15 protein-coding genes and 2 pseudogenes are annotated in these 17894 nt (G+C 74.9%); 10 read left to right on the forward strand and 7 right to left on the reverse strand.

Going from position 1 to position 17894, the window contains the following annotated elements:
* Positions 1-353 (forward strand): hypothetical protein (locus tag ACZ411_RS14900; RefSeq protein WP_464171382.1); only part of this gene is annotated, 353 nt, incomplete at its 5' end.
* Positions 354-1042: 689 nt separating this feature from the next.
* Here the strand turns inward: ACZ411_RS14900 and ACZ411_RS14905 are convergent.
* Complete coding sequence (locus ACZ411_RS14905) at positions 1043-1297, reverse strand: murein hydrolase activator EnvC family protein (protein WP_464171383.1); 255 nt, start codon at positions 1295-1297, stop codon at positions 1043-1045.
* On the reverse strand, positions 1249-2088 hold the full coding sequence (locus ACZ411_RS14910; RefSeq protein ID WP_464171384.1) for a hypothetical protein: 840 nt from the start codon (positions 2086-2088) through the stop codon (positions 1249-1251). Before ACZ411_RS14910 ends, ACZ411_RS14905 begins: the two co-directional genes overlap by 49 nt.
* Before the next feature lie 569 nt (positions 2089-2657).
* On the opposite strand from ACZ411_RS14910, the gene ACZ411_RS14915 reads away from it, so the two are divergent.
* From ACZ411_RS14915 to ACZ411_RS14935, 5 genes are all read left to right on the forward strand, one after another.
* Entirely contained in the window at positions 2658-3254 is a 597-nt protein-coding gene (locus tag ACZ411_RS14915) for a DedA family protein (protein ID WP_464171385.1), read from the forward strand.
* Positions 3255-3315: 61 nt separating this feature from the next.
* On the forward strand, positions 3316-4773 hold the full coding sequence (locus ACZ411_RS14920) for a benzoate/H(+) symporter BenE family transporter (protein WP_464171386.1): 1458 nt from the start codon (positions 3316-3318) through the stop codon (positions 4771-4773).
* The gene (locus ACZ411_RS14925) at positions 4770-4955 is read left to right on the forward strand and encodes a hypothetical protein (RefSeq protein WP_464171387.1); all 186 of its coding nucleotides are present in this window, start codon (positions 4770-4772) and stop codon (positions 4953-4955) included. Before ACZ411_RS14920 ends, ACZ411_RS14925 begins: the two co-directional genes overlap by 4 nt.
* On the forward strand, positions 4952-6151 hold the full coding sequence (locus ACZ411_RS14930) for an NAD-dependent epimerase/dehydratase family protein (protein ID WP_464171388.1): 1200 nt from the start codon (positions 4952-4954) through the stop codon (positions 6149-6151). Before ACZ411_RS14925 ends, ACZ411_RS14930 begins: the two co-directional genes overlap by 4 nt.
* Before the next feature lie 221 nt (positions 6152-6372).
* A complete protein-coding gene (locus ACZ411_RS14935; protein WP_464171389.1) occupies positions 6373-7368 on the forward strand; it encodes an EamA family transporter in 996 nt (331 codons plus the stop codon).
* 155 nt (positions 7369-7523) lie between these two features.
* Here ACZ411_RS14935 and ACZ411_RS14940 read toward each other — a convergent pair whose 3' ends face one another.
* The 4 genes and pseudogenes from ACZ411_RS14940 to ddaH all read right to left on the reverse strand — a co-directional run bounded on the left by ACZ411_RS14940 (position 7524) and on the right by ddaH (position 10879).
* A complete protein-coding gene (locus ACZ411_RS14940) occupies positions 7524-7949 on the reverse strand; it encodes a hypothetical protein (RefSeq protein WP_464171390.1) in 426 nt (141 codons plus the stop codon).
* 216 nt (positions 7950-8165) lie between these two features.
* Positions 8166-8582 (reverse strand): hypothetical protein, encoded by a 417-nt coding sequence (locus ACZ411_RS14945; RefSeq protein ID WP_464171391.1) that lies wholly within the window; start codon positions 8580-8582, stop codon positions 8166-8168.
* A 187-nt stretch (positions 8583-8769) separates the two neighbouring features.
* Positions 8770-10016: pseudogene (gene rocD, locus ACZ411_RS14950) on the reverse strand (ornithine--oxo-acid transaminase).
* Positions 10017-10036: 20 nt separating this feature from the next.
* A complete protein-coding gene (gene ddaH, locus ACZ411_RS14955) occupies positions 10037-10879 on the reverse strand; it encodes a dimethylargininase (protein WP_094115070.1) in 843 nt (280 codons plus the stop codon).
* A gap of 183 nt (positions 10880-11062) precedes the next feature.
* On the opposite strand from ddaH, the gene ACZ411_RS14960 reads away from it, so the two are divergent.
* Complete coding sequence (locus ACZ411_RS14960; RefSeq protein WP_011931848.1) at positions 11063-11500, forward strand: Lrp/AsnC family transcriptional regulator; 438 nt, start codon at positions 11063-11065, stop codon at positions 11498-11500.
* A gap of 21 nt (positions 11501-11521) precedes the next feature.
* Here the strand turns inward: ACZ411_RS14960 and ACZ411_RS14965 are convergent, their stop codons facing one another.
* Positions 11522-11893 (reverse strand): hypothetical protein, encoded by a 372-nt coding sequence (locus ACZ411_RS14965; protein WP_104289555.1) that lies wholly within the window; start codon positions 11891-11893, stop codon positions 11522-11524.
* Between the two features lie 124 nt (positions 11894-12017).
* Here ACZ411_RS14965 and ACZ411_RS14970 point away from each other — a divergent pair, with 124 nt between their 5' ends.
* The 3 genes and pseudogenes from ACZ411_RS14970 to ACZ411_RS14980 all read left to right on the forward strand — a co-directional run bounded on the left by ACZ411_RS14970 (position 12018) and on the right by ACZ411_RS14980 (position 17865).
* Positions 12018-12410 carry a GntR family transcriptional regulator gene (locus ACZ411_RS14970; protein WP_464171402.1) on the forward strand — a complete coding sequence of 131 codons (393 nt, stop codon included), beginning with the start codon at positions 12018-12020 and terminating at the stop codon, positions 12408-12410.
* A gap of 117 nt (positions 12411-12527) precedes the next feature.
* Positions 12528-16555: pseudogene (locus ACZ411_RS14975) on the forward strand (Pls/PosA family non-ribosomal peptide synthetase).
* Positions 16552-17865: a M1 family metallopeptidase gene (locus tag ACZ411_RS14980; protein WP_464171404.1), complete on the forward strand. Its 1314-nt coding sequence runs from the start codon at positions 16552-16554 to the stop codon at positions 17863-17865. The pseudogene ACZ411_RS14975 and the gene ACZ411_RS14980 overlap by 4 nt, the downstream one beginning before the upstream one ends.
* Positions 17866-17894: the final 29 nt, after the last annotated feature.

Below are 17894 nucleotides of genomic sequence, written 5' to 3' on the forward strand. Positions count from 1 at the left end.
CATGGCATGGCAGGCAGGCTACAGGCTTTTTGAAAAAAAAAAAAAAAAAAAAACATGGCATGGCACCAGAGGAAGTTCAAGAACGACTCCAACTGGGTCCACTGGTTGTAGGCGGCGCCGACGGGGACGCTGCCACGTCGACGGTCTCGATTACCTGGGGCATTGCTTCTCCTCGTGCGTTCTCGGTGCTGGGGCTCGGATCGCGCGTTCGATCCGAGAGCCCGGGTCCCGGATGGGGACGGCATGAGTCGATGTGCGGCTGCGCCACCGACAGGAACGCACAGCTCACCATCCCTCGGGGATCGAAAAGGTCCAGCATCCGCTGGACGAACGCGCGCGACCACGACGCGTAGACGCGCGACGCCTGCGCGGCATCCGGATCGCCAAGGTCGATGACGCTCTCGCGGGGAACGGCACGGAGAGGGCTGAAGAGGAGCGATCCCGTCTGTCACGCGGTTGAGCAGGCGCGCGTGCCGGGCCGCCACGGCCCGCCACGGCGCGGGGATGACGCTCCCCGCAGCGGGACCTCGGGGACGAGCACGCGGGCGCCCTCGGGCAGCCCCTGGCACAGGTCGTCGATGGCGAGGCTGCTGCCAGGCGCGCGGCGCCCTGCGGCGTCAGCCGGATGTCGCGACGCCGACCATCAGCAGGACGACGTCGACGCCGGCGAGCAGGGCGCGGTCGCGTACCGTGCCGGTGGCCGTGTGGATCGTGAGGTCGGCGAAGGGGCGCGTCGACCATCGACGCCGCGGCCCGTGCGCCGGGCGAGCTGACGCGAGAAGTGCCCCGCCATGCCGAGCTCGTGCGAGAGCACGCCGAACCCGACGGCCGTCGCCTCACCGATGACGAGGACGCGCTGCGGGGACTCGCCGGGGACGACGCCGGTTCCCGCGTCGCGGGGGAAGACGGTGCTGCGGAGGCCGCGCGGAGCGCCTGGTACTGCACGAAGATCGCGGGCCGGAGCACGGCCTGCACGACACGTCGGATGCGTCCCGTCATGATCCGCACCCCCGGCTCGTCGACGCGCCCAGCGTACCCGCGCTCAGACGCCGCGGGCGCGGAGGAACGGCATGGGGGAGGTGGCGACGCCGCCCTGCCGGATCTCGAAGTGCAGGTGGCAGCCGGCGGACAGGCCGGCGCTGCCGACGGCGCCGATCTGCTGGCCGGCCTGGACCGTCTGCCCGGTGCGCACCATGACGCCGTACGAGTACATGTGGCCGTAGACGCTGGTGATGCTGCCACCGTGGTTCAGGGTGATCGCGTTGCCGAAGCCGCTGGATCCGCCCGCGAACTGCACGGTGCCGGAGGCCGTGGCGTAGATGGGCGTCCCTGCATCCGGCGCCGAAGTCGTCGCCCGCGTGGAGGCGCCAGTAGCCGAGGATCGGGTGCAGGCGCATCCCGTACGACTGGTACGAGCCGTAGCTGCGGATGGGCATGGTCCAGCCGGATGCCGACGGCTGGCCGCCGGAGGACGGCGGGCGCGGCGCGTTCGCCGGCGGTCGCGCGGCGGCGTTCGCGGCGGCGGCGGCAGCCGCGGCAGCGGCACGGGCGTCGGCCTGGCGGCGCGCCTCCGCGGCCGCCTCCTCCTGCCGCTTCCGCTCGCCGATGGCGTAGCCCTCCTCGACGGAGATGTGGGAGTCGCGCAGGCGGCGAAGGCCTGCGCCTGCAGCTCGGAGCTGCGGGCCTGCTGCTCGGCGAGGGCCTGATCGGCGCGGGCCTGCGTGGCGACGCCTCCTGGAGCTTCGCCTCCGCGTCGGCGGCGAGGACCGCGAGCGCGTCCTTCGCGACCGAGGCCTGCTTGCCGAGCGACTCGGCGGTGCGGGCCGCCGTGACGGCGGCGGTGAACGCGGTGTCCTGGCGGTTGGCGAGCTTGGTGGCGGTGCCCATGCGGGACAGGAGCGCGTCGGCGTCCTCGCCGCCGCTCGTGAGCAGGCGGAGGGAGACGTCGCCTCCGCCCCCGCCGCTGCGGGCGAGCTGGGCGACGAGGCGGCCGACCTGGCGCTTGGCCGCGTCGGCATCGGCCTGGGCGCGCTCGGCCTTGGACTGCAGCGCCTGCAGCTCGCCGGTGGCCCGGTCGAGCTCGTCCACGGCGGCGGCGTGCTCGTCGGCGCGCTGGAGGGCCAGGGCGTTCGCGGCCTCGACCTCGGCGGCGCGGCCGGAGCACGAGGGAGGTGATGCGCGTGACCTGCTCGGCGGTGGCCTGCTCGCTCGAGCGGGCGGCCTGCACCTCCGACCAGGTGGGGTACTCCTCCGCGGCCTGCGCGGACGGGACCCCGAGCCCCAGGAGGAGGCCGGATGCGGCGAGCGCGGCGGCCAGTCGGAGGCGCGGCGCGGCGATCGCCCGCGGGCGTCCGGGGACGCGGCGGGGGGTGCGAGCGGTGCGGGAGATGGCGGGCCTCGTCGAGGTCGGTGGAGCGCGGATCCTCCGACGCTAACCGAAATCATCAGGAACACCACCATCGACTTTTGTTTCCGCAGGCGAGGAAACCCGGCCGTTCGCAGGTTCCCGGACGTAGCCTGGGCGCGCGCTCCACCCAGGCGCCGCGGCCCCGGCCGCACCCGACAGTCGCCCCGGCGACCCGCACGGACGGCGGCACGCGCATGGGCATCGACCCGAGAGCATCATCGAGGGCGCCGGCGTCTGGGGCCTGGTCGTCGTGTGCGCGATCGTCTTCGCGGAGAGCGGCCTGCTCGTCGGCTTCTTCCTGCCGGGCGACACGCTCCTCTTCTTCACGGGCGTCCTCACGTACACGGGCGCCATCGCACTCCCCATCCCGCTCGTCGTCCTCCTCGTGCTCGCCGCGGCGTTCCTCGGCGACCAGCTCGGCTTCGCGATCGGGAGGTCGGCCGGGCCTCGCGTCTTCGAGCGGAAGGACTCCGGGCTCTTCAGCCGGCGGAACGTGGATCGCACGCAGGGCTTCTTCGACCGGTTCGGCAGCTGGGCCGTGACGCTCGCGCGCTTCGTGCCCGTCGTCCGCACCTTCGCGCCCGTCGCCGCGGGCGTCGGCCGCATGCGCTACGCGCGCTTCGCGGCCTTCAACGCCCTCGGGGCCGCCGCCTGGACGGTCCTCGTGATCGGGCTCGGCTTCGGCCTCGCCGGCATCCCGGGCGTCGCCGACGTCGTGGGCCGCTACATGGACGTCGTCCTCGTGGCGATCGCGGCGATCAGCGTCGGCGGCATCCTCCTCACGCTGCTCCGTCAGCGTCGGCGGGCCGCCGCGCACGACGCCGACGGACGCCGCACCGGCGCGTGAGCGCCTCGCGGCGACCCTAGGATCGGGCGGCAGGACGACCGCCGTCCGGTCAGGAGCGCGCATGACGGTCATCGAGGCGCCGGGCGGCCGTGCTCAGGCACGCGGAGCGGGGATCGTGACCGCGGTCGTCGGCTTCGCCGGCACCTCCGCCGTGGTCCTCACCGGGCTCACCGCGGTCGGGGCGTCGCCCTCGCAGGCCGCGTCGGGGCTGCTGGCGCTGTGCGTCACGCAGGGGCTCGGCACGGTCCTCCTCGCCCATCGCTTCCGCCGGCCCATCACCCTGTCCTGGTCGACGCCGGGAGCGGCGCTCCTCATCGGCTCCGGCGCGGTCGAGGGCGGCTGGGCCGCGGCGGTGGGGGCGTTCGTCGTCTGCGGGATCCTCGTGCTCGCGACCGCCCTCTGGCCTCTGCTCGGGCGCCTGGTGCGCCTCATCCCCGCCAGCGTCGCCGCCGCGATGCTCGCCGGCGTGCTCCTCCCCCTGTGCGTCGCGACGGTCACGGCGGCCGTCGCGACGCCCCTCGTGGTGCTCCCGGTGGTGCTCGCGTGGCTCGCCGCCGCCCGCTGGGCGCCGCGCTGGGCGGCCCCGACGGCCCTGGCCGCCGCCCTCGTGGTGGTCGGCGTCGCGCTCGCCGTCGCCGGACCCGCGCCCGGGTCGACGCTCGACGCCGCGCACCTGCTGCCGCGGATCGAGCTGACGGCGCCCGTGTTCACGGTGACCGCGGCGGTCACGCTGGGGATCCCGCTGTTCGTCGTCACCATGGCGTCGCAGAACCTGCCGGGCGTCGCGGTGCTCGCGAGCTTCGGCTACGAGACGCCGTGGCGCGCCGCGATGGCGACCACCGCCGCCGCGACCCTCGTGAGCGCGCCCCTCGGCGGCCACGTCGTGAACCTCGCCGCGCTGTCCGCCGCGCTGTCGGCGGCGCCCTCCGCGCATCCGGATCCCGACGAGCGGTGGCGCGCGGCCAGCACGGCCGGGTGGACGAACCTCGTGCTGGGCCTCGCGTCGGCGGCGCTCGCGACTGTGATCGTCGCCGGACCCGCGGGCGTCGTCGCGGCCGCCGCCGGGCTCGCGCTCGCGCCCTCGCTCGCATCGAGCCTCGCGTCGGCGGTGCGGGATCCCGGCGCGCACCTGCCCGCGATCGCGACCTTCGTCGTGGCGGCCTCCGGGATCACCGTCGGTGGCCTGGGGCGGCCTTCTGCGCGCTCGTCGCGGGCGTGCTGGTGCACCTCGCCCTCCGACCGCGCCGGGCACCGCGTGCCAGACTCGATCGACACGAGGAGCGAGACCCCGCATGAGCCACGACCCCACCTCCGCGCCCGCGCCGGACTCCGCCGCCGCGCCCCGCGACACCGAGCTGCAGAGCACGACCTGGACCCTGGTGCTCGCGCTGAGCGCCGAGCAGGTCTCGGGCGACGGCACGCGGTCCGCCCGCCTGGCCGAGGCGCAGGGCGCGTTCGAGCGATCCGCCGCCCGCCGAGCACGTCGTCGTCCGCTGGACCCGCGAGGTCGGCCGCATGATGACGGAGGAGACGCGGCTCTGGACGCGGTGGGAGCTGTTCACGCCCACGGTGGCGACGCCGCTGAAGCTCTGGTCGGAGGGCTACGTCGACGAGGCGTGGTTCGCCGAGCGCCTCGAGGACGACCCGTTCGTGCCCGTCGTCATGAAGGCGCCCGAGGGCCGGGCGGGGGTCGGGGCGTGAAGGTCCTCGTCACCGGATCCCGCGGCAAGGTCGGCCGCGCCGCTGTCGAGGCGCTCGTCGCCGCCGGGCACGACGTCACGGGGGTCGACCTCGTGCGTCCCGTCTTCGACGCGGGCGTCGTCGTCCCCGGCCGCTACGTCATGGCGGACCTCACCGACCAGGGCGCCGCGTTCGCGGTCGTCGCCGGGATGGACGCCGTCGTGCACGTGGCCGCGATCCCCCAGCCCACCGGCAACCCCGCCCACGTGGTGCTGCAGACGAACCTCATGTCGACGTTCCACCTCATCGAGGCCGCCGTGCGCCTCGGCGTCCCGCGCTTCGTCAACATCTCCAGCGAGAGCATCGTCGGCAACTTCTTCCCCGAGCGGCCGTTCCTCCCCGACTACGCGCCCGTCGACGAGGACCACCCGCTGCACCCGCAGGACCCGTACGCCCTGTCGAAGGCCTTCGGCGAGCAGCTGATGGACGCCGCCGTGCGCCGCTCCGACATCCGCGTCGTCTCGCTCCGCCCGAGCACGGTGCACAACGACGACAACTACGCGACGAACCTCGGGCCCCAGGTGCGCGACGCGTCCGTGCTCACCGCGAACCTGTGGAGCTACATCGACGCGGACGACCTGGCCGATGCGGATCGTGCTGTCGGTCGCCTCCGACCTGCCGGGCCACGAGGTCTTCTACATCGCGGCGGCCGACAACGCGGGCGGCCACGACTTCGCCGCCGAGCTGCGCCGCCACTACGGCGACGCGATCGAGCTGCGGCCGCTGGAGCGCGTCGACTCGTCCGGCATCTCCACCGCGAAGGCGCGCCGCCTCCTCGGCTGGGAGCCCACGCGCAGCTGGCGCGACCACCTCGACGCGGACGGGAACGCCCTGCCGCGCTGAGCGCATCCCGGTCGGTGCCCGGTAGGACGGACCTCCTGTCGGGCGGGGGACCGTCATGCGGAATGCGGCCGATCGGCTCGCGCGCACCGCTCACCGACGGCTGCCGACCCTCCCCGCGACGGGACGCGGGGACGGCGACGCCGGGGTCAGCCCTGCCTCTGCCAGACCGAGCCGTTCACGCACCCCTTCCATACGGAGTCGACCTTCGCCGACCTCATCGTCGTGTCGAGGCGCGGCTGGGTGAGCGCCTCGATGGTGCAGCTCGGTACGACCCCGAAGGAGATGGTCCGGAGATCCCGGAGAAGCTGACGTAGTTGTCCCCGGCGTGCAGGGGCTCGCACTCGTTCCGGCCTGACGTCCAGTCGAAGAGGAGGATTCCCCGACCCGTCCGGGTCCCACCGTCCACAGAGCGCGGATGCCCCGACCTCGACCGTCCCGCCGGTCGGCATCGGGCCCGGGCCGCCGGCGCCGCACGGGAGGCCGCTCCCGGTCCTCGACGGGACCTCGCCGCGCCCCGCGCCGGTACGCTCACCAGGTGAGCAGCGCCGGGGATCCCATCGACCCGGGTCCCGTGCACCCCGGGTCCGCGGCCGGCACCACCCCGGCCGGCGTCGAGGCCGCGATCGCCGCCTCCCCGACCGTGCCGGTCGCCGCGTCGAGCACCCGCACGACCGCCACGGGCGCCGCGCTCCAGGTCGGGACCATCGTGAGCGTCAGCCTCGGATCGTCGCTCGCCGGGCTCGCCATCCCCGTCGTCGGCGCCGTGCTCGTCGTCGCCGCGCGCCAGGTGATCATGGCGGCGCTCGTGCTTCCCGTGGCCCGGCCCCGCATCCTCCGCATGACCCGCGCACAGCTCGTGCCCGCCGTACTGCTCGGCCTCTCGCTGTCCCTCATGAACCTCTCCTACTACGCGGCCGTCGACCGGCTCGGCCTGGGCATCGCGGCGACCATCGAGTTCCTCGGGCCCCTGTCCATCGCGCTCATCGCCGCACGCCGTCTGCTCGACGCCGTGTGCGCGCTCGTCGCCGCAGCGGGCGTCGTCGTGCTCACCGGGCTCGAAGGCCGGATCGACCCCTTCGGGCTGATCTGCGCAGCCACCGCCGCGGTGTCCTGGGCGGCGTACATCGTGTTCACCCGCCGGGTGGCGGAGCGCCTGACCGGGCTCTCGGGCATCGCCGTCGCGAGCCTCGTGAGCCTCGTCGTGCTCGTGCCGTGGGCGCTCGCCACGCTGGACGTCACCGCGCTCGACTGGCAGGTGGTCGGCCTGCTCGCCGCCATCGGGCTGCTCTCCTCGGCGGTGCCGTACTCGCTCGACACGGTGATCCTCCGCCGCATCACGCCGCGCCTGTTCGCCGTGCTCACGAGCCTCAGCCCGGTGGTGGCCGCCGTCCTCGGCGTCATCGTGCTGCAGGAGACGCTGACGCCCGTGCAGCTGGGGGCGATCGTGGTCGTCTGCACCGCGGCCGGCGTCGCCATCGCGACCCGGGCTCCGGCGGCTCCGGCAACTCCGGCGGCTCCGACTGCTCCGTGACGCGCACAGCCCCCGCGGCCGGTCCAGGACCGGGAAGCGGGGGCTGTCTCCTCGTCGGACGCGGACGCGGCCGCGGGGCGTCGCCGGAGGATCAGCTGACGCGGTGCACGCGCGGGTCCTTCGCGCCGTAGCCGGGAACGCGGTAGGGCCGTTCGTCAGGCCCAACGTTCCCCGTTGTGGACGGTGAAGGGCGACCGAGCGAAGGTGTAGCCCGTGATCCTGTCGGTGCAGTTGTTCACGAAGGTGATGGTCGCGCCGTAGGCCGTGCTCCTGTTGGTGATGGGCACCTTCCACGTGAGCGTGTTGTGGGCGGGCCATCTCACGTCCTTGCACGTCGTGACCCCGGTCGCCTTCGACGTGACGAGGGCGCCGCCGACGTCGCCCGTCTCGTCGCCGACGTAGAGGTCGATGGAGCCCACGCGGAGCGGGACCGCGGCGCTCACCTCGCCCGAGCCGTGGACCCCGGCCGCCTGCGCCGGCGATGCGGCCGCCATGGAGGCGAGGGAGAGGAGGACGGCGCCGACGGCGAGCGCGGTGCGCCGGCGCCAGCGCTTCGCGGAGGGTGCGGGGGTGGGGGACATGGGGACCTTCCGAGTCGGGACAGCAGGGTGCACATCCGTGCACGTGACCTGAACGATAGGTCTCCCACGTCAGATGGGGATCCCATCGTCCACAGCCGGACGAGCGGTGCGCCCTCGCTGTCGGCGTCAGCACCAGGCAGGTGCTCCGCATGGCGACGGCCCCCGCTGCCCGGCCCGTGGAGGGCGGGGAGCGGGGGCCGTCGCGGACGGATCCGGTCAGCCCCGCAAGCGATGCGACCCCGTGATGTTGCTGAAGTACGTCTCTCCCGCCGACGCGACCAGGAGGGGATCATCGACCGTCCTCAGCTTCGCTAACGGGGCAGAACAGCTGTTGACTACGCCGAAGTAGATGCTGGTGAAGCCGGAGGGGAACCGGACGGCGTTCCAGCCCGTGCTCGCCGGGATGCAGGACACCTGCCTGCCCGCGATAGTCATGATGCCGGTGTAGCCCAGTGAGGGAGCGATGTAGACGTCGATGCCGTCCCAGTGACCGGGGTGGAACGACCCCTCGGGCGCCGCCTGGGCGGGCGACGCCACGGCGACGGAGGACAGGGCGAGGAGAGCGGCACCCGCCACCGTGCTGACGCGACGGAGGCGGCGGCGGGCGCTGGTGCGGGGCACGGCAGATGACATGGGGACCTTCCTGATGGAGGACCGGCACGATCGTGGCGGACGCGGAGAGCGTAGGTGCACGCCGTCGCCACGGGCGGCGTCGCTGCACAGGCACCGGGAGGCGGCGTGGCCGGGCCGATCCCGACGCGGCTCCCGGCTCCCCGCCCCGGCACCCGAGGCGCCGATGCCGTCCGACCCGGGAGCGGCGTCAGCGCGCCCCCAGCTCCACGAGCACCTCGGCGAGCTGGCCGACGGCCCAGACGAGGTCCTCCTCCTCGACCACGATGGGCGGCGCGAGGCGGATCGTCGAGCCGTGCGTGTCCTTCGCGAGCACTCCGCGGTGGGCGAGCCGCTCGCACACGTCGCGGCCCGTGGCGAGCGCGCCGGGTCGATGTCGATGCCGGCCCACAAGCCCCGGCCGCGCACCTCGAGCACGCCGTGCCCGACGAGGTCCGCGAGGCGCGCGTGCAGCACCGCGCCGAGTCGACGGGCCCGCTCCTGCGGCTCGCCCGTCGCGAGCATGTCGACGACCGCGTGGCCGACGGCCGCGGCCAGGGGGTTGCCGCCGAACGTCGAGCCGTGCTGCCCCGGCTGGATGACGCCCAGCACGTCCGCGTCGCCGACGACTGCGGAGACGGGCACGATGCCGCCGCCGAGCGCCTTGCCGAGGAGGTACAGGTCGGGCACGACGCCCGCGTTGTCGCACTCGAACGTCGCGCCCGTGCGGCCGAGGCCCGACTGGATCTCGTCGGCGATGAACAGCACGCGCTCCCGCGTGCAGATCCGCCGCACGTCCGGGAGGAACGACTCGGGCGGGACGACGATGCCGGCCTCGCCCTGGATCGGCTCCACGAGGACGGCGACGGTGTCCTCGTCGATCGCGGCCTCGAGCGCCGCGGCGTCGCCGTAGGGGACGGTGACGAAGCCGGGCGTGAACGGACCGAAGTCGGCGCGCGCCTCCTCGTCGTCGCTGAAGCTCACGATGGTGGTGGTGCGGCCGTGGAAGTTCCCGGCCATCACGATGATCTTTGCGCGGCCCGCGGCCACGCCCTTCACGCGGTACCCCCAGGCGCGGGCGACCTTGATGCCGGACTCCACGGCCTCCGCGCCCGTGTTCATCGGCAGGACCATGTCCTTGCCGGCGAGCTCGGCGAGAGCTGTGACGAAGGGCCCCAGCTTGTCGTTGTGGAACGCGCGGCTCGTGAGCGTGATCCTCCCGAGCTGCTCGGTCGCGGCCCGCACGAGGTCCGGGTGGGAGTGGCCGAAGTTCACGGCCGAGTAGGCGGCGAGGCAGTCGAGGAGGCGCCGGCCGTCGAGGTCGGTGACCCAGGCGCCCTGGCCGGAGGCGACCACGACGGGCAGCGGGTGGTAGTTGTGCGCGGCGTGCGCCTCCTCGGCGTGGATCGCGCGGGATCCCGCGTCGGACGCGGCGGGGCGGTCGATGGTGTCGGTCATGTCCTCATCCGTCCCGGTCGTCACTGCCGCAGCTCGAGCGTGCAGCACTTCACGCCGCCCCCGCCGAGCAGCAGCTCGGACAGGTCGACGCCGATGGGCTCGTAGCCGCGCTCCCGCAGCGACGCCGCGAAGCCGACCGCCTTCTCGGCGATCACGACGTGGTAGCCGTCGCTGTAGGAGTTGAGGCCGAGGATCGACGCGTCGGTCGCGCTGACCTCCACGGCGTCCGGGTAGCGGCGCTCGATCTCGTCGAGGCTGGCCGAGTCGAACGCGCTCGGCAGGTAGGCGATGTTCTCGTCGTCGAGCACCGCGATCGCGGTGTCCAGGTGGTAGAACGACGGGTCGACGAGGCGCAGGGTGACGACCTCGCGGTCGAAGATCCGGGCCACCTCGGCGTGGCTGGTGCTGTCGCTGCGGAAGCCCGTGCCCGCGAGGATCGTGTCGCCCACGAGGAGGATGTCCCCCTCGCCCTCGTTGACCTGCTCGGGCACGCGCACGTCGAAGCCGGCGTCGCGGAACCAGTCCATGTAGGCCGGGCCCTCGGGCTGCCGCTCCGGGTGCTGGAAGCTCGCGCCGTAGGCGATGCCGTCCAGGGTGAAGCCGCCGTTGGCGGCGTAGACCATGTCCGGGAGGCCCGCGATGCCGTCGATGAGGTCGACCTGGAAGCCGAGCCCGACGTAGGCGTCGTGCAGCGTCTGCCACTGGCGCACGGCGAGCGAGGTGTCCGTCGGGACGGCGGGGTCCATCCAGGGGTTGATCCGGTAGACCACGTCGAAGTGGTCCGGACGGCACATGAGCACGCGGCGGGCGGACGGCGTGCGGCCGGTCCCGGTCGGGGTCTCGCGGGAGAGGGTGGAGGGCATGGTGCTCCTGCTTCGTGCGGCGCGCCTCGCGGCGCGGTCGTGGAGGCGGACGATGTCCCAGAGCCCCGAGGGGACGCCTTCCGGACAGCCTGGCAGGCGCATCACGCCCGTTCGAGGGATGCGGGCGCGGATTCCGCGCGTCAGGGCCCCGTCCGGCGCACGATCCCGCCGTAGGCTCGACGCATGGACAACCTCGACCACCGGATCATCGACCTCCTCCGCCAGAACGGCCGCGCCGGGTACGGCGACATCGGCGGGACGGTGGGCCTCTCGGCCAGCGCGGTGAAGCGCCGGGTCGACCGGCTGGTCGCCGACGGCGTGATCCGCGGCTTCACCATCCAGGTGGACCCGGCCGTCGACGGCCTGAGCACCGAGGCCTACGTGGAGCTGTTCTGCCGCGGGACGGTCGCCCCCGACGAGCTGCGCCGGATCCTGCAGGGCGTCCCCGAGGTGGTCGACGCGGGGACCGTCACGGGCGATGCGGACGCGATCGTCCGCATCCGCTCCCGCGACATCCCGAGCCTCGAGGACGCGCTCGAGAAGGTGCGCCTCGCTCCGAACGTCGACCACACCCGCAGTGCCATCGTGCTGTCGCGGCTGGTGAACCGGACGCTGGAGTAGCGGGCGTCGCCCTGCCGTCGGCTAGGCGAAGAGCGCGACCAGGATCACGACGAAGATGACCACGAAGAGCGCCGGGAGGGCGTAGCGCACGAGGTTCGTGAGGCCCTCGGCGGCGATGATCGCGCGGGCCGCGTGCGAGGCGGCGCCGGAGTCGCGGAGGTCGCGCGAGATCGCGATGGCCTGCGAGGTGACGGAGAACTGGATGGCGGCGCCCATCGCGCCCGTCGCCAGGAGGATGAGGGCGGCCGCGAGCCGCGTGCCGAGGTCGGCGTCGGCGAGGCCGGTGCGCAGCAGGAACACGGTGGCGGTCAGCAGGAAGACCGGGCCCAGCTGGCTCGTGATGAGCTGCTTGCGGGCACGGGACCACATGGTGATCAGCTCGAGCTCGGACATTCGGGGCCTCCCATCGGCGGCCGGTGCGCGCCTCTCTCCCCCATCCTCCCCTGCCGACGCCGCCGCATGCACGCGCCGCGCATGTCGCGCCGTGCGGCGGGAGGCCGGTGGATAGCCTCGGCGCATGGACCCCGAGCCCGGCTACCGCATCGACCCGGGCTCCGCGACCCCGCCCTACGAGCAGCTCCGGGCGGAGATCGCGCGGCGGGCGGTCGACGGCGAGCTGAGCGTGGGCGCGCGGCTGCCCACGGTGCGGGCGCTCGCGGAGCAGACCGGGGTCGCCGTCAACACCGTCGCCCGGGCGTACCGGGAGCTCGAGGGCGACGGGGTCATCGAGACGCGCGGGCGCGCGGGATCGTTCGTCGCCGCCCAGGACGACGTGCCCGCGTCGCTGCGGGCGGCCGCGGTCGCGTACGCGGGGCTCGCCGGACGGCTGGGCGTCCCCGCGGCGGAGGCACGGCGCGTGGTCGACGAGGCGCTCGCCGCCGGGCGGCCCACCGGGCGGCCCTCCGGCTGATCCGCCGACCGCCTCCCCGGCACCCTCCGGGCGACGACGCCGGGTCGCCGCGCGTCCACCTCCCGTTCACCCGGAGGCCCGACAGTACGGACGCCGCCCCCGCCGAACGGAGACCCCATGCCCGACCCCTCCCCGGAGGCGGCGACGCCCGAGGTCGCCGCCGCGCAGCGGGCGCTCGACCGGGCCGACGCGGTCACGCCGGCGCGCACGCTCGTCGACGTCCTCCGCGCCACGGTCGCCACGCACCCCGACGCGTCCGCCATCGAGGACGGCGACGGCGCCCTCAGCTACCGCGAGCTCATGGCGCGCGTCGTGCAGGTCGCGGCGTCGCTGCGCGCGGCGGGGGTCGCCACCGGGGACCGGGTCGGGATCCGCATGCCGTCCGGATCCCGCGACCTCGACGTCACCGTGCTCGGCGTGCTCGCGGCGGGCGCCGCCTACGTGCCCGTGGACGCCGACGACCCGGAGGAGCGCGCCCGTCTCGTGTTCGGGGAGGCGCGCGTCGCGGGCGTCGTGACGGGCACGGGCGAGTTCACGCCCCAGGTCCCGGACGCGGCGGACGCCGCGGCGCCCGCCGCGGCCCTCCGCGTGCTGCCGGCCGCCGCCGCGCACGCCTCCACGTCCGCGCTGCCGCTCGTCGCCCCGCCCGCCCCGGAGGACGACGCGTGGATCATCTTCACCTCGGGATCCACCGGCACCCCCAAGGGCGTCGCCGTCACCCACCGCTCGGCCGCCGCGTTCGTCGACGCCGAGGCACGCCTCTTCCTGCGCGACGAGCCGATCGGCCCCGGCGACCGCGTGCTCGCCGGCCTCTCGGTGGCGTTCGACGCCAGCTGCGAGGAGATGTGGCTCGCGCGGCGCCACGGCGCCTGCCTCGTGCCCGCGCCGCGGAGCCTCGTGCGGAGCGGCATGGACCTCGGGCCGTGGCTCATCACGCACGGCGTCACCGTCGTGTCCACCGTGCCGACGCTCGCCGCGCTGTGGCCCGCGGAGTCGCTCGAGAACGTGCGCCTCCTCATCTTCGGCGGCGAGGCCTGCCCGCCGGAGCTCGCCGAGCGCCTCGCCACCGACGGGCGCGAGGTCTGGAACACCTACGGCCCGACCGAGGCCACCGTCGTCGCGTGCGCCGCGCCGCTCGGCGGCCCGGGCCCCGTGCGCATCGGCCTGCCGCTCGACGGCTGGACGCTCGCCGTCGTCGACGCGGACGGCGCGCGCGTGCCCGAGGGCGGGGTGGGCGAGCTGATCATCGGCGGCGTCGGGCTCGCGCGGTACCTGGATCCGGCGAAGGACGCGGAGAAGTACGCCCCCTTCCCCGCGCTCGGCTGGGACCGCGCCTACCGCTCGGGCGACCTCGTGCGCTTCGAGGAGGCGGGCCTCGTCTTCCAGGGGCGCGCCGACGACCAGGTGAAGGTCGGCGGCCGCCGCATCGAGCTGGGCGAGATCGAGGCGGCGCTGCAGGCGCTCGACGACGTTCACGGCGCCGCGGTCGCCGTGCGCACCACGGGCGCGGGCAACCCGGTGCTCGTCGGCTACGTCGTGCCGCGCGATGCGACGGCCTTCTCCCGCGAGGATGCCGTCCGTCGCCTCCGCGCCGCCCTCCCGGCCGCCCTCGTGCCGCTCCTCGGCGTCGTCGACGCCCTGCCCACCCGCACCTCCGGCAAGGTCGACCGCGCCGCCCTCCCCTGGCCGCTGCCCGGGGCGACGGGCGACGAGGGCGCCGGCCTCGACGCCGAGCTGCGGCCGCTCGCGGAGATGTGGTCGGCGGCGCTCGGCACGCCGGTGGCGAGCGCCGACGCGGACTTCTTCGACCTGGGCGGCGGATCGCTCTCGGCGGCCCTCCTCGTGGCCCGGATCCGCACGCTCGACCCGGAGTTCACCGTCGCCGACGTCTACGCGCATCCGCGCCTCGGCGCCATGCACGCGGCCATCGCGGGACGCGCGCCGCGGGCCGAGCGCACCCGGCCGCGCGTGGACGTGCGGCCGACGCCGCGGCGCGCGCAGTGGATCCAGACCCTCCTCGGCGTCCCGCTCCTCGCGCTCCAGAGCCTCCGCTGGCTCGCGCTCCTGCTCACGGGCTCCGCCCTGCTGCACCCGCTGGGCGGCTTCGACGCACTGCCCGTGGTGTCATGGTGGCTGCTCGCGCCCGGGCTCCTCGTGTTCGCGACGCCCTTCGGCCGCATGGCGATCGCCGCGGCCGCCGCCCGCCTCCTCCTCCGGGGCCTCGAGCCCGGCGACCACCCGCGCGGCGGCCGGTGGCACCTGCGGATCTGGCTGGCCGAGCAGGTCGCGCAGCAGATCGGCGCGGTCGGGCTGGCCGGCGCGCCGTGGATCGCGTACTACGCCCGCGCTCTCGGCGCCCGCATCGCCGACGACGTGGACCTGCACACGCTCCCGCCGGTCACGGGCATGCTCCGCATCGGCCGCGGCGCCTCCGTCGAGCCCGAGGTCGACCTGTCCGGGTACTGGATCGACGGCGACACCGTGCGCGTCGGCGCGATCCGCATCGGGGCCGGATCGACGGTCGGCACGCGCTCGACGCTCCTGCCGGGCACCCGCATCGGGAAGGGCGCGGAGATCGCGCCCGGGTCCGCCGTGTTCGGGCGCGTCCCCGCCGGCCAGCGCTGGGCCGGCTCCCCCGCCGCGCGCGAGGGCCGGGCCCTGCGTCTGGTGGCCCGAGCACCGGCCGCCGCGGAACACGCGCTGGGTCGCGGCGTACGGGGTCGCCTCGGTGGCGACCGCGCTCGTGCCGGTGGTCGGCTTCGCGGCCGGCGGTGGGATCCTCGCGGCCGCGATCCGCGGGTCCGCCGACCTCGCGGACGTCGGGTGGCGGGGCCTCGGCGCGCTCGTGCCCGCCGTGCTCCTCACCGGCCTGGTGCTGGCGCTCCTGGTCGTCGCCGCGGTGCGCCTCCTCGGCCTCGGCGTGACCGAGGGCGTGCACGCCGTGCGGAGCCGCGTGGGCTGGCAGCTGTGGTCGACAGAGCGCCTGCTCGACCTCGCGCGGACGCTGCTGTTCCCCCTCTACGCGGGTCTCTTCACGCCCGTCTGGCTGCGGCTCCTCGGCGCCCGCGTCGGCAAGGACGTGGAGGCCTCGACCGTGCTCCTCATCCCCGCCATGACGACGATCCGCGACGGCGCCTTCCTCGCGGACGACACGCTCGTGGCCGGCTACGAGCTCGGCGGCGGGTGGATGCGCGTCGCCCGCGCGGAGATCGGCCAGCGGGCGTTCCTCGGCAACTCGGGTATGGCGGGCCCCGGCCACCGGGTGCCGAAGGACGGCCTCGTCGCCGTGCTCTCGGCGGCGCCCACGAAGTCGAAGGCCGGGGTCGTCGTGGCTCGGCTCCCCGCCCGTCCGGCTCCGGCGCACGGTCGCCGCCGCCGACGACTCCCGCACGTTCCGCCCGCCCGCCCGCCTCCGGGTCGCCCGGATCCTGTGGGAGCTGCTGCGGGTCGTGCCCGTGATCGTCACCTGCGCGATCGGCTGGGCCGTGCTCGTGACGCTGGCCGCGCTGACGGCGGCGTGGGGCCCGCTCGTCGCGTTTCTGCTCGGCGGCGTCGTGCTGCTCGCGGCCGGGGCGGTCGCGGCGGGCGTCTCGACGGCGGCCAAGTGGATCCTCATCGGCCGCGTCCGCGCGGCGGAGCACCCGCTGTGGTCGTCGTTCGTGTGGCGCAGCGAGGTGTCGGACGTCTTCACCGAGATGGTCGCGGCGCCGTGGTTCGCGTCGTCCGCGGCCGGGACGCCGGCGCTCGTCTGGTGGCTGCGGAGCCTCGGCGCGCGCATCGGGTCCGGGGTCTGGTGCGACTCGCACTGGCTGCCGGAGGCGGACCTCGTGACGCTCGGCCGTGCATCCACGATCAACCGCGGGTGCGTCGTGCAGACGCATCTGTTCCATGATCGGATCATGAGCATGGACACCGTCACCCTCGACGCCGGTGCGACCCTCGGGCCGCACAGCGTCATCCTCCCCGCGGCGCGCATCGCCCGCGAGGCGACCGTCGGCCCCGCGAGCCTCGTGATGCGCGGGGAGCTGGTGCCGGAGTCGAGCCGCTGGAGCGGCAACCCCATCGGCCCGTGGCGCGAGGTGACGCTCGGGCGGTACCTTCCCGCCGAGGCGGCGGCCGGCGCGGCGACCGCCGGTCGCCGGTGAGGGCCGCGGCGGGCCCGTCCTCCGGCGACGACTACACCCCCGAGGTCGGATCCTCCGCGTACGCGGTCGACCGCTACGACCTCGACCTCGACTACCGCGTCGCCCGCAACCGGTTGAAGGCGCGCGCCGTCATCACGGCCGTGGCCCGCGAGCCGCTCCCCCGGTTCGAGCTCGACCTCACGGGCCTCCGCGCGGGCGACGTGCGCGTCGACGGCCGCCGAGAGACCCGGCACGTGCAGCGCGGCGGGCGCCTCGTCGTCACCCCGGCCGAGCCCATCGCCGCGGGCGCGTCCTTCACGGTCGAGGTCGCCTACTCCGGCGAGCCCGGGCCGCGCCGCACCGTCTGGGGCGACCTCGGCTGGGAGGAGCTCGGCGACGGCGTGCTCGTCGCGTCGCAGCCGAGCGGGGCCTCCACCTGGTTCCCCTGCAACGACCGGCCGGATGACCGGGCCGCGTTCCGGATCCGCGTCGCCTGCGAGGTCGACTACTCCGTCATCGCGAGCGGCCGGCTCCTCTCCCGCGTCGAGCGCTCCGGTCGCGCCACCTGGACCTACGCGCAGGACGCGCCGACCGCGCCCTACCTCGCGACCGTGCAGATCGGCCGGTACACCGAGCGGCGGGTGCCCGCCGGATCGACCGAGGCCGCGCTCGCGTACCCGCGTCCGCGGGAGGCGCGCGTGCTGCAGGACCTCGCGGAGGTGCCGCGCATGATGGCGTTCTTCGAGACGCTGTTCGGGCCGTACCCGTTCGACGAGTACCGGGTCGTGGTCACCGACGACGAGCTGGAGATCCCGCTGGAGGCGCAGGCCATGGCCGTGCTCGGCTCGAACCACGCCGACGGCACGGGCGCGTCGGAGCGGCTCGTCGCGCACGAGCTCGCGCACCAGTGGTTCGGCAACCGCGTGGGCCTCGCATCCTGGCGCCACATCTGGCTCAACGAGGGCTTCGCCTGCTACGCCGAGTGGCTGTGGTCGGAGGAGTCCGGCGGGCCGACGGCCGACCACCTGGCACGCCAGCACCACGCGCGCCTCGAGCGCGACGGCACGCAGCTCGGCATCGGGGATCCCGGGCCCGAGTCGATGTTCGACGACGTCGTCTACAAGCGCGGCGCCCTCGCGGTGCACGCGCTGCGGCTGACGCTCGGCGAGCGAGGGTGGCGGGACCTGATGCTCCGCTGGACGGATCCCGAATGGACTGCGCCGCGCACGACCGCCGACCTCGTGGTCGCGGCCGGCGACGCGGGCGCGCTGCTCCGCGCATGGCTGGCGGACGGGCCGCTGCCGGCGCTGCCACGGATCGGGCGGCGCTGAGGCGGCAATCGGATCAGAACCCGAACCCG

This window comes from Clavibacter sp. AC415, assembly GCF_979252985.1.

Bases quoted from the DNA above. Each gene is read 5' to 3' on its own strand.
- ACZ411_RS14925 (WP_464171387.1), top strand. From the start codon at position 4,770: ATGATGACGGAGGAGACGCGGCTCTGGACGCGGTGGGAGCTGTTCACG.
- ACZ411_RS14960 (WP_011931848.1), top strand. From the start codon at position 11,063: ATGGACAACCTCGACCACCGGATCATCGACCTCCTCCGCCAGAACGGC.
- ddaH (WP_094115070.1), bottom strand. From the start codon at position 10,879: ATGCCCTCCACCCTCTCCCGCGAGACCCCGACCGGGACCGGCCGCACG.
- ACZ411_RS14970 (WP_464171402.1), top strand. From the start codon at position 12,018: ATGGACCCCGAGCCCGGCTACCGCATCGACCCGGGCTCCGCGACCCCG.
- ACZ411_RS14965 (WP_104289555.1), bottom strand. From the start codon at position 11,893: ATGTCCGAGCTCGAGCTGATCACCATGTGGTCCCGTGCCCGCAAGCAG.
- ACZ411_RS14945 (WP_464171391.1), bottom strand. From the start codon at position 8,582: ATGTCATCTGCCGTGCCCCGCACCAGCGCCCGCCGCCGCCTCCGTCGC.
- ACZ411_RS14940 (WP_464171390.1), bottom strand. From the start codon at position 7,949: ATGTCCCCCACCCCCGCACCCTCCGCGAAGCGCTGGCGCCGGCGCACC.
- ACZ411_RS14920 (WP_464171386.1), top strand. From the start codon at position 3,316: ATGACGGTCATCGAGGCGCCGGGCGGCCGTGCTCAGGCACGCGGAGCG.